The 13,287-nt window shown below is 72.2% G+C and carries 7 protein-coding genes; 2 read left to right on the top strand and 5 right to left on the bottom strand.

The window, feature by feature from the left end:
- Positions 1-135: 135 nt before the first annotated feature.
- Positions 136-1,236 carry an acyl-CoA dehydrogenase family protein gene (locus J2S66_RS08440; RefSeq protein ID WP_310305913.1) on the top strand — a complete coding sequence of 367 codons (1,101 nt, stop codon included), beginning with the start codon at positions 136-138 and terminating at the stop codon, positions 1,234-1,236.
- On the opposite strand, the gene J2S66_RS08435 is transcribed toward J2S66_RS08440, so the two are convergent.
- The 4 genes from J2S66_RS08435 to J2S66_RS37280 all read right to left on the bottom strand — a co-directional run bounded on the left by J2S66_RS08435 (position 1,214) and on the right by J2S66_RS37280 (position 9,639).
- Positions 1,214-1,450: a hypothetical protein gene (locus tag J2S66_RS08435; RefSeq protein WP_310305910.1), complete on the bottom strand. Its 237-nt coding sequence runs from the start codon at positions 1,448-1,450 to the stop codon at positions 1,214-1,216. The genes J2S66_RS08440 and J2S66_RS08435 overlap by 23 nt on opposite strands.
- 108 nt (positions 1,451-1,558) lie before the next feature.
- Positions 1,559-2,227, bottom strand: coding sequence for a hypothetical protein (locus J2S66_RS08430; protein ID WP_310305908.1), 669 nt, complete (start codon positions 2,225-2,227; stop codon positions 1,559-1,561).
- A gap of 114 nt (positions 2,228-2,341) precedes the next feature.
- Positions 2,342-6,124, bottom strand: coding sequence for a DNA topoisomerase (ATP-hydrolyzing) (locus tag J2S66_RS08425; RefSeq protein ID WP_310305906.1), 3,783 nt, complete (start codon positions 6,122-6,124; stop codon positions 2,342-2,344).
- 20 nt (positions 6,125-6,144) lie between these two features.
- Positions 6,145-9,639: an ATP-binding protein gene (locus J2S66_RS37280; protein ID WP_486374918.1), complete on the bottom strand. Its 3,495-nt coding sequence runs from the start codon at positions 9,637-9,639 to the stop codon at positions 6,145-6,147.
- Between the two features lie 296 nt (positions 9,640-9,935).
- On the opposite strand from J2S66_RS37280, the gene J2S66_RS08410 reads away from it, so the two are divergent.
- Entirely contained in the window at positions 9,936-12,002 is a 2,067-nt protein-coding gene (locus tag J2S66_RS08410; RefSeq protein ID WP_310305904.1) for a hypothetical protein, read from the top strand.
- A 137-nt stretch (positions 12,003-12,139) separates the two neighbouring features.
- On the opposite strand, the gene J2S66_RS08405 is transcribed toward J2S66_RS08410, so the two are convergent.
- Entirely contained in the window at positions 12,140-13,171 is a 1,032-nt protein-coding gene (locus J2S66_RS08405; protein ID WP_310305902.1) for a polysaccharide deacetylase family protein, read from the bottom strand.
- Positions 13,172-13,287 lie beyond the last annotated feature (116 nt).

The raw sequence follows: 13,287 nt of genomic DNA, 5'->3' as shown, positions 1-13,287 counted from the left end.
CTCAAGTAGTTGCGCTTTCAACTAACTGCGTCAACGGTACATCGTGCTCCGCTATTCCCTTCTTGCCGGGTGGCGCGGACCACGCCAAGGTGGTGTCCACACCGCCGCGCGAACGTCGTCCAGGGGGAAGCCACGGTGCACGAGCTGGTCCGGCGCGCCGCCGGGATCGTCCCGGTCCTGCGCGCGCACGCCGACTGGGGCGACCGGCACCGCCGTCTGCACGAGGAGTCGCTGGAGGCGATGGCCGACGCCGGCGTGCTGCGGATGCGCGTCGCCGCCGAGCACGGCGGCGCGGAGGCCGACCTGGCCACCGTCGTGCGGGTGATCGCCGAGCTGGCCCGCGGCGACGGCTCGGCGGCCTGGACGGCGGCCGTCTGGACCGTGTCGGCGTGGGTCGCCGGCCGGTTCCCCGAAGCCGTGCGCCAGGAGGTCTTCGCCAAACCGGACGTGCGGATCACCGGCATCCTCAGCACCACCGCGACCGCCACCCCCGTGCCCGGCGGCGTGCTCGTCAACGGCCGCTGGGCGTTCACCACCGGCGCCCAGCACAGCGACTGGACCGTCGTCGCGGCCGTGCGCACCACCGGGCGACCGGTCGTGCTGGCCGTCCCGACGGCCGACCTCACCGTGCTCGATGACTGGCACACCCCCGGCCTGCGCGCCACCGGCAGCGCCACCACCGTCGCCGACGGCGTGTTCGTGCCCCCCGAACGGGTGCTCGACCTGGCACCGCTGCTCGACGGCGACCACACCGCCCCCGGCCCGATGTTCCGCGCCCCCTACGCCGCCGCCGCGTGCGCCACCGTCGGCGCACCCGCCGCCGGCCTCGCCCGCGGAGCCGTCCAGGCGCACCCCGATGCGCCCCGGGCGCGCGAGGCCGCCGTGCTGGCCGACGAGGCCGAGTTCCACGTCCACCGCGCCGCCGACGCCGTCGACCGCACGTCCTCCACCACGCGGCCGTGGACCCCCGAGGACCGCACCCGCGTGCGCCGCGACCTCGGTGAGGCGTGCCTGCGCGCGAAGGACGCCGCCGACGTGCTCGGCACGGGCGACGAGGTCCTGCACCGGGTCCGGCGCGACGTGCACGCGCTGAACCTGCACGCCGTGCTCCACCCCCACGCGAGCCTGGAGCGGTACGGCGAAGTCCTCCAGAACGGCGCGTGCCCGCCACCGCCGCGCGGTGGCGGCCGGCGTTCCGGCGGCGCGGACGCGGTCAGGGGATCGGCCACGCCCTGAAGTAGTAGCCGTCCTCGGCGGTGTACGGCAGGTCCCGGAAGGAGCAGCCCCCCGCCACGCCGCCCGCGTCCCGGTACGCCTGCACGCTCTGCTCGCACTCGTCGTACGTGGTGTGGGGACCGACCCAGGACCAGTCGGTCACAGCGGTGGCGACGTGCGCACCACCGAACAGGAGGGCCGCGCACACGCCCAGGACGCTGAGGGTTCTCCGCATGGGTACGAGGTTCCGGCGCACCACCTCCCACCCACAATCCGCCATCGGGCTGAGGACCGGCCGACCGCACGTCCGGCGCGGTGGTCACACCCCACAGCGGTCACCGCCTCACACCTCCAGCACCGCCCACTGCGCCGTCGCGACCGCCACCAGCGTCCCGTCCGAGGCGTAGATCGAGGTCAACGTGTTCGCCACCGGCCCCACCCGCTGCACCTGCAACGCGACCACCACGTGCGGCTCACCCACCCTCGGCGCGGCGAGCACCTCCGCCGCCATCCTCGTCAACGCCATCGGCTCGTCCGTCGCCCAGCTCGCCGGGCAGTCCAGCACCGCCCACACCACCTCGGGCGAGTTCTCCGCCGGCACCCACGGGCACGCCACCGCGTTCGGCCCCACCGGCCCCGGCGCCAGCAGCAGGCCGCCCACGCTCTCCGGCCCGCACACGAAGCACGTCGGGTACGGGTGCTCCACCCGCCCCGCGAACGCCTCCACCGCCCGGTCCGCCTCCAGCGCGCTCACCGGGGGCACCGCCGGGATCGTCTCGGCCGTGGTCGTCATCGTCGCGACCACCTCCTCGCCGAACACCAGCACCGCCTCGTCCGGCCCCGCCTCCAGCCGCATCGGCAGCTCCAGCGGCGCGGGCGCCACCAACGACACCACCGGCGTGCCCACGACCTCCACCGCCGTCGCCAGCAGGCCGCACGTGTAGCCGCCGTGGGCCGTCTCCGGCGCACCGCCGAACCGCGCCGGGACCAGCACTTCGCTCTCGGTGATCACACCCTGAGGTGCCCGCAACGGCGGCCGCTCACACCTGCGGACGACCACTCGCGCACGACCACCGACGCGCGACCACGCGCGGGCGGCCGCCTCCCGGCGGCCGCCCGCCCCGGCTCAGTCCCGCTCCACCAGGTGACCGACCACGTCCGGACCCGGGTGCGCGTGCCCCGAACCGTCCCGCCGCTCGTCCACCTCCGGCAACTCCACCGGCGACCCGTTGCGCGCCGCACCCGCCGGCCGCGGACCCACCCACGCCAGCACCAGCCCCGCCTCGCCCTTCAGGAACCGCTGCGCCCGCACACCACCGGTCGCCCGCCCCTTCGCCGGGTACACCGCGAACGGCGTCACCTTCACGCTCTGCCCCGACGACGTCACCACCATCGGCTCACCGTGCTCGTCGTCGTCCGTCCGGACCGCCCCGAAGAACACCGCGTGCGCGTCCGGCCCCAGGTTGATGCCCGCCATGCCGCCGCCCTTGAGCCCCTGCGGGCGCACCAGCGACGCCGAGTACCGCAGCAACGACGCCTCCGACGACACGAACACCAGCGTCTCGTCCGAGCCGCCCAACCAGGTCGCGCCGACCACCTCGTCACCCTCCTTGAGGGTGATCACCTCGAACTCGTCCGACCTGACCGGCCACTCCGGCGAGCACACCTTCACCGTGCCCATCCGCGTGCCCAGCGCCAACCCCGGCGAATCACCGCCCACCAGCGGCGCGATGCCGACGACCCGCTCGCCCTTCGCCAGGTCCACCAACTCGCTCGCCGCCATGCCACCGCTCAGCGACAACGTGCCGCTCTGCTCCGGCAGCACCGGCAGCGGCAGCACGTCCGTCTTGAGCGCCCGACCCCGGTTCGTCACCAGCAGCACCTGCCCGCGCGCCGTCGTGTGCACCGTCGCCGCCACCGCGTCGTGCTTCACCCGGCCCCGCCGGCGCCGCGCCTCCGACGACTCCTCCGACTCCGCCGCCGTCCGCGCCACCAACCCCGTCGCCGACAGCACAACCTGGCACGGGTCGTCCGCGACCTCCAGCGGCCCGGCCGGCTTCGACGCCGCCAGCACCTCCTTCAGGTCGCCGTCCAGCAACGTCGTCCGCCGCTCCTGCGCCAGGTCCTTCGCGACCTGGTTCAACTCCTTCGACACCACCCGCCGCAGCACCGCCGGGTCGTCCAGGATCTTCGACAGCTCCGCGATCTCCGCGAGCAGCCGCTCCTGCTCCGCCTCCAGCTCCAGCGCGTCGTACCGGGTCAACCGGCGCAGCGGCGTGTCCAGGATGTAGTTCGCCTGGATCTCGCTCAGCGTGAACTTCGACATCAGGCCCTCGCGGGCCGCCGCCGCGTTCTCGCTGGCCCGGATCAACCTGATCACCTTGTCGATGTCCAGCAGCGCCTTCAACAGGCCCTCGACCAGGTGCAACCGGTCCTCGCGCTTGCGCTTGCGGAACCGCGTGCGCCGCGTCACCACCTCGTACCGGTGCCGGAGGAACACCTCCAACAGCGCCTTCAGCCCCAACGTGCGCGGCTGCCCCTCCACCAGCACCAGGTTGTTGATGCCGAACGACTGCTCCATCGGAGTGAGCCGGTACAGGTCGGCGAGCAGCGCCTGCGGGTTCACGCCGACCTTGCACTCGATCACGACCCGGGTGCCGTTCTCCCGGTCGGTCAGGTCCTTCACGTCCGAGATGCCGGTGAGCCGCTTCGACTTGGTCACCTCGTCGGTGATCTTCTCGATGATCTTCTCGGGTCCGACCCCGTAGGGCAGCTCGGTGACCGTGATCGCCTGCCGCCCCCGGCTGCCCTCCAGCAACCCGGTCTCCACCTTGGCCCGCATCCGCACCACACCGCGCCCGGTCTCGTACGCCTTGCGCACCTCGTCCAGGCCCAGCAGCACCCCGCCCGTGGGCAGGTCGGGACCGGGGATGAAGGTCATCAACTCGTCCAGCGACGCGTCCGGGTGCGTCACCAGGTGCCGCGCGGCGGCCACGACCTCGCCCAGGTTGTGCGGGATCATGTTCGTCGCCATGCCGACCGCGATGCCCGACGTGCCGTTGACCAGCAGGTTCGGGAAGGCCGCGGGCAGGACCGAGGGCTCCTCCAGCGAACCGTCGTAGTTGGGCCGGAAGTCGACGGTCTCCTCACCCAACTCCCCGACCAACAACATCGCGGCGGGCGACATGCGCGCCTCGGTATAACGCGAGGCAGCCGGTCCGTCGTCCGGACTTCCAAAATTACCGTGCCCGTCGACCAACGGAGTATTCAGGGAGAAGTCCTGCGCCAACCGCACCATTGCGTCATAAATAGCGGTGTCACCGTGCGGATGATATTTACCCATGCAGTTGTGCACGACCAGACCGTCCACCACGAAAGCGTGTTCCTCGGTGTCGACCTGGATGTCGTAGGTGGTGTCCGGCGCCACCGCCTCCACCGACTCGACCTGAAGGAAAGCGAAGCCGTGCAACGCCTCCAGTCGATCCGCCAGCGGTGAACCGATCCGTCGGAGTGTGTCGACCCACCCGTCCTGGAATGCCCGCCCCAAGGAGAACGGACGATCCGCGAGCAATGTGTCGTGACGGTCCTCGCCGTACCGGACATCGGCGCGGGACGTCCCCGACGACGGAGCCCGGAACGCCGCACCACCAGCGCCCCGGAAACGACCGCCGCCTCGGTGCGCTTCCGCGAAGGCCTCGAACACCCGACGGCACGGCAGGCGGTCGTCACCCTGCTCGCCGCCGTGCCGGTACTCGACACCGATGAGCCGCCGCAGACCGTCCTGCTTGTGGTCGACCTTCGACCACGGCAGCAGGACCCGCGCCAGGGCAACGGCGTCGCGCCCGGACACCGACAGGCCACCCGGCCGCTTCACCCCGGCGCGCTGCTGCGACCAGTGGTGACCGTGCAGGCCGAAATCGGCGAGCATCGCGTGCACCTGCCCGATCAACCGCGCACTCGTGCCGACGAAGACGACCTCCCGGTTCTTCCTGCGGACGTACCCGTCACCGTCGAACAGCCCCGCCAGGAACGGACCCCACGTCGACCGGTCGCGCAGGACCGACGGCGGCACCTCCTTGGCACCGCCGAGCGGGTGGGCCACCTCCAGCAGGTCCTCGTTCCGGGCGAAGGTCAGGACGTGCTGGTCACGGCGCTTCGGGTTGCGCGCTCCCCGCTTGCCCCGGGACACCCCCACCCCGGCCGTGATCGCCCAGCCGTGCGCGACGTCGAGCGGCCCGACGTCGCACGTGCGCAGCCGTACCCGACCATCCTCGGGACGCGACCGGTGCACCGCGAACCCCTCCGCGACCAGCAAGCCGAGGACGTAGGGGAAGACATCCCCTCCGGTCTGGGATGAAGGGCTCCGGTTCGCGCCGAACCCGACGGTCAGCCGACCGGCCAGGTCCCGGGCACCGGTCCACTCGACGGACAGGTCGTCGGCGACGGTGCGGAACCGCTGCCCCGGCGTGACCAGCATCGAGTGACCGTTGGACCAGGTGACCCGGACCAGTTCGGACACCGGGTTCTCGTACACGGCGCTCACCGGGACCGGCTCACCGCCGCCGTCCAGGACGAGGTCACCGACCTCGATCTCCTCGATCGGCCGCAAGCCGTCCGGGGTCGAGACCAGCGCTCCCCGCACGAAGCAGTCACCCACGACCCGCGACGACTTCACGTAGGGGCTGTTGGGCCGGTAGCCCTGCTCGTTCATCGAGAAGAGGATGCGCCGGTGCACGGGCTTGAGGCCGTCACGCGCGTCCGGGAGGGCGCGGGAGTGGATGACCGAGTAGGCGTACTCCAGGTACGAGTCCTCGATCTCGGTCGTCAGGGAGTTGTCGAAGACCTTCGCGCCCGCGTTGTCGAAGGCGGACGGGTCGACCCTCGTCACCGGGGTCTTGCGGCGTGCCATGGTCGGTCGTTCCCTCGTGTTCAGACGTCGATCGCGGACTGGTCGACCCGGGCGGCCGATTCGACGAGCCACGCCCGGCGCGGCTCGACCTTCTCCCCCATCAGCAGCTCCAGCGCGGCTTCCGCGGCCTCCGCGTCGTGCATGGTGATGCGGCGCACCGACCGGGTGGCCGGGTTCATCGTGGTGTCCCACAGCTCGTCGGCGTCCATCTCGCCGAGGCCCTTGAACCGGGGCACCGGTTTGACGACGGTCTTGCCGGCCTTCTCCAGGCGGGCGACCTTCTGCTCCATCTCGCGCTGCGTGAAGGTGAAGTGGGTCTCCGGGTTGCGGCCCTTGGTCACCACCTTGTGCAGCGGGGGCATGGCCGCGTAGAGCCGCCCGTCCTCGATGACGGGCCGCATGTACTTGGCGAACAGCGTGATGAGCAGGGTGCGGATGTGCGAGCCGTCGACGTCCGCGTCGGCCATGAGGATGACGCGGCCGTAGCGCATGGTCGACAGGTCGAAGGTGCGGCCGGTGCCGGCGCCGAGGACCTGGACGATGGAGGCGATCTCGGCGTTGCGCAGGGTGTCGGCGAGGCTGGCCTTCTGCACGTTGAGGATCTTGCCACGCAGGGGCAGGAGTGCCTGGTACTCGGAGACGCGGGCCATGCGGGCGCTGTTGTGGACGAAGACGCCTGCTTCGAGCGCGAAGTTGTGGTAGCCGTCGACGGTGAGGTCGTACACGTCGGCCGTCTCGGCCAGTGGCTCGACGGCGGTGACGGTGTGGTTGATCTGGCCCGCCGCTTCACGGAGCCGGTGCAGGTCTCCGTCGAACCCCGCGAGCAGCCGGTCGAACCGCAAGCCGGTACGGGCGTTGACCCTGCGGTCCGACTCGTATGCGGCGGCGAGTTCGGTGTCGGTCATCGTCAGGAACGGACGCAGGCGCTTGAGTGCGGCAAGGCGCCTGCCATCGCGCTGCCGGGCAACGCGGTCGGCCTTGGGCACGCTTTCGACGTAGTTGCGCCGACCTGCCTGGACGGCCGCGAGGTGACCCGTGTCGGGGTCGAGCAGGCGGGCGGCCATCCGGGCCGAGTGCTGCCTGCCGAATTCGGGGTTGTCCCGGTGCCATGCGGCGACCGCGGCGCGCTGCCGTTCCCGTTCGGCCGGATCGGCGAACTGCTCGGTTGTCGCCCGGGAACGCCAGGCGCGCAGGTCCTCGTCCTGCCACTGTGCCAGTGATCGCTCGCGCCACTCCTCACGCCGAGCGGGGTCGGCGAAGAACGCCCTGACCCGTTCGGCCGCACGGGCGCGGTGCTCGGGATCGGCCCAGTAGGCGGCCTGCCGCTCGCGCATGCGCTCGGCGTACTCGGCGCGCTCGTCATCGGTCAACGAGCCGTACCAGTCCTGGAAACCCTGCTCGATCCGCTGCCGGAATTCGGGGTCGGCGTTGAGCGCTGCGAGCCTGGCGAGGCAGGACTGGCGGAAGTCCGGGTCGCGCCACTGGGACGAGAGCATTGCCGACTTGAATTCGAGTCCGCCGTCGGCCAGCCACGCTCGGTAGCCGGCGTGGACGTGCTCGCCCATCATCGCCGCGTGCAGGGCGGAGTGGTCTTCCCAGGTCATGCGCCGCAGGTTGCGGGGGTCGTTGTTGCGCTTGTCGACGTCGACGTGGTGGCGGACTGTGCCGTTGTCCGCGCTGTCGAGGCCGTGGCGCAGGTTGTGGGCATCCGCGAGGTAGTGGGTGTAGACCCACTCCTGGCGGTCGTTCATCCAGACCCGCTCGTAGCCATCGAGCTTGTCGCCGGCCGACTTGGCCGAGACCGAGCGGTAGAGGGGCATCAGGGAGTCGCCGACACCCAGTTGATCGGCTCGTCGGTAGGAGCCGTCGCGGAGCCGGAACAGGTGGTCGGGAGTGCAGCGGACCGATTCGCCGCTGTCCAGGGTGACCTGGACGATCGGGGCATCGCGCTTGGTCATCCGTGGTTCGACCAGGGGGGCGACGACGACCCGACCTGCCTTGTTGGTGGTGTAGCCGAAGTGCGTGACGCCGCGTTCCCAATCGGCCGCGAGATCGGCGAAGCTCATGGCATGCCCGGAGGCCAGCGCGACGAGGGTGTCGCCGGTGAAGCAGCCGAGGGCGCTGTCGCCTTCCACGAGGAACAGTTCGCTTCGCGAAACACCTGTGGAGCGGCAGTCGACCAGCTTGGGCGGCATCGCGGCGCCTTCGAGGGCGGTCTTGCGGCGGGCCGCGTCCTTCTGCTGCTTCTGCGTCAGGCGGACGCGGGAGGCGTCGACGACCTTCTGCAGGACGATCTTGGCCTCGCCCTTGGTGCGGCGGTCCTCGGTCCACGCCTTGATGTGCTTCTCGACGATGCCGAGGGTGACGCGGGTGATGCCGGCGGTGGACAGCTCGTCCTTGGTCTGCGAGGTGAACTGCGGTTCGGGGATGCGGACGTGGACGACGGCGGTCATGCCTTCGAGGACGTCGTCGAGCGTGGGCGGGTCCTCCTTGGGCTTGAGGAGGCCCCGGGTGCGGCCGATGGCGTCCTGCACGGCCTTGAGGACGGCGCGCTCGAAGCCGCGGCGGTGGGTGCCGCCGTGGACGTTGCGGATGGTGTTGGTGAAGCACTCGACGGTGCGTTCGTAGCCGGTGCCCCAGCGCAGGGCGATCTCGACCTCGGCGTGGCGCTCGACCTTGGAGCGCATGACGCCGTTCTCGTCGGCGGCGTTCTCGTGGTAGACGCCGGTGCCGTTGACGAGGAGGGTGCCGGAGACGGGCTTGTCGTTCGCGGGGGCGAGGAAGTCGACCATGTCGGCGAGGCCGCCGGGGAAGTGGAAGGTCTCCTCGGTCCTGGTCTCGCCGGTGTGGTCGCGCAGGACGTAGGTGACGCCGGGGACGAGGAAGGCGGTGTTGCGGAGCTTGGCCCGGACGGCGTCGACGTCGAGCTTGGCGCCGTTCTCGAAGTAGCGGGCGTCGTACCAGTAGCGGGTGGACGTGCCGGTCTTCCTCGTCCGACCGGTGACGCGGAGGCCGGATTCGCGGGTGAACGGCGCGTCGGGGCCGGGACCGTCGAAGACGCCGGGCACGCCGTGGGCGAAGGACATCTCGTGGGTCTTGCCCTCGCGGCGGACGACGACGTCGTAGCGGAGGGAGAGGGCGTTGACGGCGGAGGCGCCGACGCCGTGCAGGCCGCCGGAGGTCTTGTAGCCGGAGCCGCCGAACTTGCCGCCGGCGTGCAGGCGGGTGAGGACGAGTTCGACGCCGGAGAGGCCGGACTTGGCGTGGGTGCCGGTGGGGATGCCGCGGCCGTCGTCGTCGACCTGGACGCTGGTGTCCGGGTGGAGGGTGACGACGATCGTGGTGGCGTGGCCGGCGACGCCCTCGTCGGTGGAGTTGTCGACCACCTCGGTGAACAGGTGGTTGATGCCCCTGCTGTCGGTGGAGCCGATGTACATGCCGGGCCGCTTGCGAACCGCTTCCAGACCTTCGAGGTGGGTCAGGTCGTCGGCCCCGTACAGGATCTCAGCGGTCACCGGGTCGTTCTCCCCAGGTCGTGGCGTGCGTGGAGCGGTTCACGGTAGTGGAGGGTAACCGCCGGGTCCGACATTCTTCGGCCGACCGATGCGGAAAGGCCCGGTTCGCCGTTCGAATGCCTGTTCGGACACTGTTCGTGGACATCCGGTCACGCAGTGCGAGTGGTCCGGCTCACTTCCGGGCCGGGCGAGTGGTCCACTGTGGACGAGCGCGGGGGGTGAGCTGCCAGGGTCGGCGTCACCCGTTCCGGGTAGGGTGCGGGGTCTCGGTCGAGTACTGCCTGGAGGGCGCCCGAATGTTCCGACGTGCCGCGCCGAAGGAGACGCCCCCGCTGGTGGAGCAGGGTGTCGAACCGGAGTTCGAGCCGGTGGCGGTACCCGTGAGCACACCCCCTCCCCCGCCGCCGGCGCAGTTCTCGGCGGTGTTCGCGGGTGCGGCGCTGGTGGTGGGGCCGCCCGGCGGGGCGGGTCAGCAGGCGTTGGCACTGGGGCGGGGCCTGCCGGTGGACCGGGGGCGGACGGTGGTCGTGGTCGACCCGCCGCACGGTGACGAGGCGGGGTTCTGGCCGGCGGTGGCGGCGGCGTTGCAGGGTCGGGGTCCGGTGCGGTTGATGACGTCGCACTCGGGGTCGATGCGGCCGACGGCTCCCGCGCAGTGGCTGACGGAGCAGTTGCAGGCCGAGGTCGTGGCGCCGGACGGCGCGGTGACGACGGTGCCGGGTGCGGCGTTCGTCGCGGGCGCGGGCGGGTACGGGTGCTGGCTGCGGTTCCTGCCGGGCGCGTCGCCGGTGCCGATGGGCAGGCGGTTCCCGGTCCCGCAGTGGGAGGCGGTGGACCCGAACGCGCCGTGGCCGACGGGCGAGGTGGGGGTGTCGGAGCCGATCCCGGCGGGGTTGTGGCTGCGGGCCCAGCGGGTGCCGTTCGACCCGGGTTCGCCGGACTCGCGGCCGGTGGTGGGGTTGCCGTGCCGGGACAACGTGCTGACGGTCGTGGTGGGTGGGCCGGGTCAGCCGCCGATCCCGACCGAGGAGGTGTGCCGGCTGCTGGGCGGGTTGTCGTCGGCGGCGCGGTCGCGGGTGCGGCTGGTGTGGTACGGCGGCGACCACCAGGGTCAGGCGGTGGCGGACGAGCTGGGCGAGCCGGTGTCGCTGTACACGGGTCTGCCGGTGGGCGCGCTGCGGACCGGTGCGGCGGTGGTGGCGGTGAACCCGCGCGGCCAGCAGACGTGGCGGCCGTACGTGACGGAGGTGCGGTACGCGCCGGCCGGCCAGCCGGTGGTGGCGGGGTACCGGCCGCCGGTGCCGGGGATGGTGGAGCGCGGTCCGGGGGTGTTCGACCTGGGTGGCGGGGTGTACCTGGAGGTCGTGCCGTCGGGGTTGTGGGTGCGGGACGCGGAGGACATCAGCGCCGAGGTGCGGGCGTTGCCGGTGGACCCGGAGTGGGCGCGGTTGACGGTGGGCACGCCGGGGCGCACGACGGCGGGCGCGGTGGCGGTGGCGGGCGCGTCGCTGGTGGAGCGGTTGGAGCCGGAGGTGCGCAGGCTGCTGAGGGTGGTGTTCTGCGACCCGACGCCGCTGCCCCGGCCGCCGGTGGCCGAGGACGAGCCGGCGCCGGTGGTGCCCGACGAGCCGGTGCCCCTGAGCGTGGACGGGCCGCTGGGCACGTCGCCCGCGCCGGTGTGGGGCGAGCGGCCGGGCGACGAGGTCGTGCCGGTGGAGCACCGCAGCACCGAGCAGGAGCGGGACGCGCTGCGGCGGATGCTGGGCGAGCGGTACGGGGAGCACGCCGCGGTGGCGTGCCGGCACATCGCGGAGCGGCCGGAGGACGCGGAGGCGTTCGAGGCGGTGGTGACGGACCTGGCGGCGGTGTCCGCGTGCCTCCAGCAGGACGAGGAGATCGTCACCGAGGCGTTGCGGCTGGGTCGGTTGGGTCGGTTGTGGCCGTACGCGGCGGGCATGGTGTCGGGCTTGCGGCGGCTGCCGGTGCACCAGGGCGTGACGGTGTGCTGGGGTGAGGCGCAGCGGTACCGGACGGGTGACGTGCTGGTGGAGCACGGGTTGTTGAGCACGGTGGCGGGGCCGGTGGTGCCGGTCGACGGGCGGGTGGAGTTCCTGCTGTGGTCGGTGACGGGTCGTCGGGTGTCGGTGGTGGACTCGTTCGGCAGCTTGTTGCAGGAGCGGGTGGTGTTCGCGCCGGGCACGGCGTTCAAGGTGCTGGCGGTGGCGGAGGCGGAGGAGTCCGCGCCGATGCAGGTGATGCTCCAGGAGGTGGTGGGCAAGCACCACGAGCTGCCGTCGGGCGTGCTGGGCGCGCTGGAGCGGGCGGCGGTGGCGTTGCGCAACCAGGCGCGCGCGCACGCCTGAACCTGGAACTCGGAGGTCCTGAACGTGGAACTCGGAGGTCCTGGACGTACGACTCGCGGGACCTGGACGTACGACTCGCGGGACCTGGACGTACGACTCGCGGGACCTGGACGTACGACTCGCGGGTGGGTGTTCGGTCAGTAGGGGTGGGAGCGGGCGGCGTGGTGGTCGGCCGGGGGGCCGGCCGCGGCGGGGTGCGAGATGCGGCTCGGGTCGCCGTCCGAGGTGTAGCGGGCGGTCGGGGTGGCGGCCAGCTTGTCCAGCCAGGCGGTGGAGCCGTACTCGGCCTCCTGGCCCGTGGCGTCCTGGGAGCGGATGCGCGGGGTGGCCAGGGGGTTGAAGTCGGGGGCGAACGGCGACGGGGCGGGGTTCGAGCCCACCAGCAGCACGCAGGCGTGGTCGTAGGAGGCGCCGTCGAAGGCGCCGCGCGCGGCCAGGGCGGCGTTCGCGGGGGCGGCGCCGAAGGGCAGGGCGAGGCTGGTCACGACGAGGTCGGGGACGGCGCGCTGGATCTCGCGCTGGCCGAGGGCGATGGCCTCCTGCACGCCGGTGTCGTCCGCGCCGGCGAGGTTGGTGTGGGTCCGGGTGTGGTTGCCGATCTCGAAGCCGTGGTCGCGCAGCCACGGCAGGACGCCGCCGCCGTCGGGTGAGCCGAACGGCGCGGCGTTGACGTAGAAGCTCGCCACGGGGCGGAAGCCGGGGTTGCTGGCGGCGACGTCGAGGAGGGTGGCCACGGCGGTGCCGGGCACCGGCCGCCCGTCCGGGCCGAGGGCGAACTGGGTGGGGTCGCCGTCGTCGAACGTCAGCACGACGGGGTGCTTGCCCGCCGGGATGTCGATCCCGCCGGTGGCGTACTCGGTGGTGGTGACCGGCACGTAGCCCTCGGCGGCCAGCCGTTCGAGCTCCGCGCGGAACGCCGCGGGCGTGCGGTCGTAGACCGAGGTGGGCTGGTCGGTGAGCCGGTGGTACATCAGCACGGGCACCTGACCCAGCTCGTTGGCGCCCACCGAGGCCGGGTCGGGCGCCGGCGGCGAGGGTGTCGGGGACTGGGCCGCGGCGGCGGACGCGGACGGTGCGAGCTGCGCGGGCGCCTGGCTCGCGTCCTGGCCGCAGGCGGCGCACAGGACGGCGGTGAGGACGAGCGCGACCTTCTTCGACGACGTGTTCACGCCCTGATCGTCGCGCCGATCCGACCGGCGCGATCGGGTGTACACACCTTCGGAGGACCTTCGGTTTGATCTTCGCCGGGCCGGTTAGTCGCTGGTGGTCCCAGTCGTGCCGAGAT

Origin of the sequence: Saccharothrix longispora (assembly GCF_031455225.1) — a bacterium.
Lineage (GTDB): Bacteria > Actinomycetota > Actinomycetes > Mycobacteriales > Pseudonocardiaceae > Actinosynnema > Actinosynnema longispora.
This window is presented reverse-complemented; position numbering and strand designations above follow the sequence as displayed.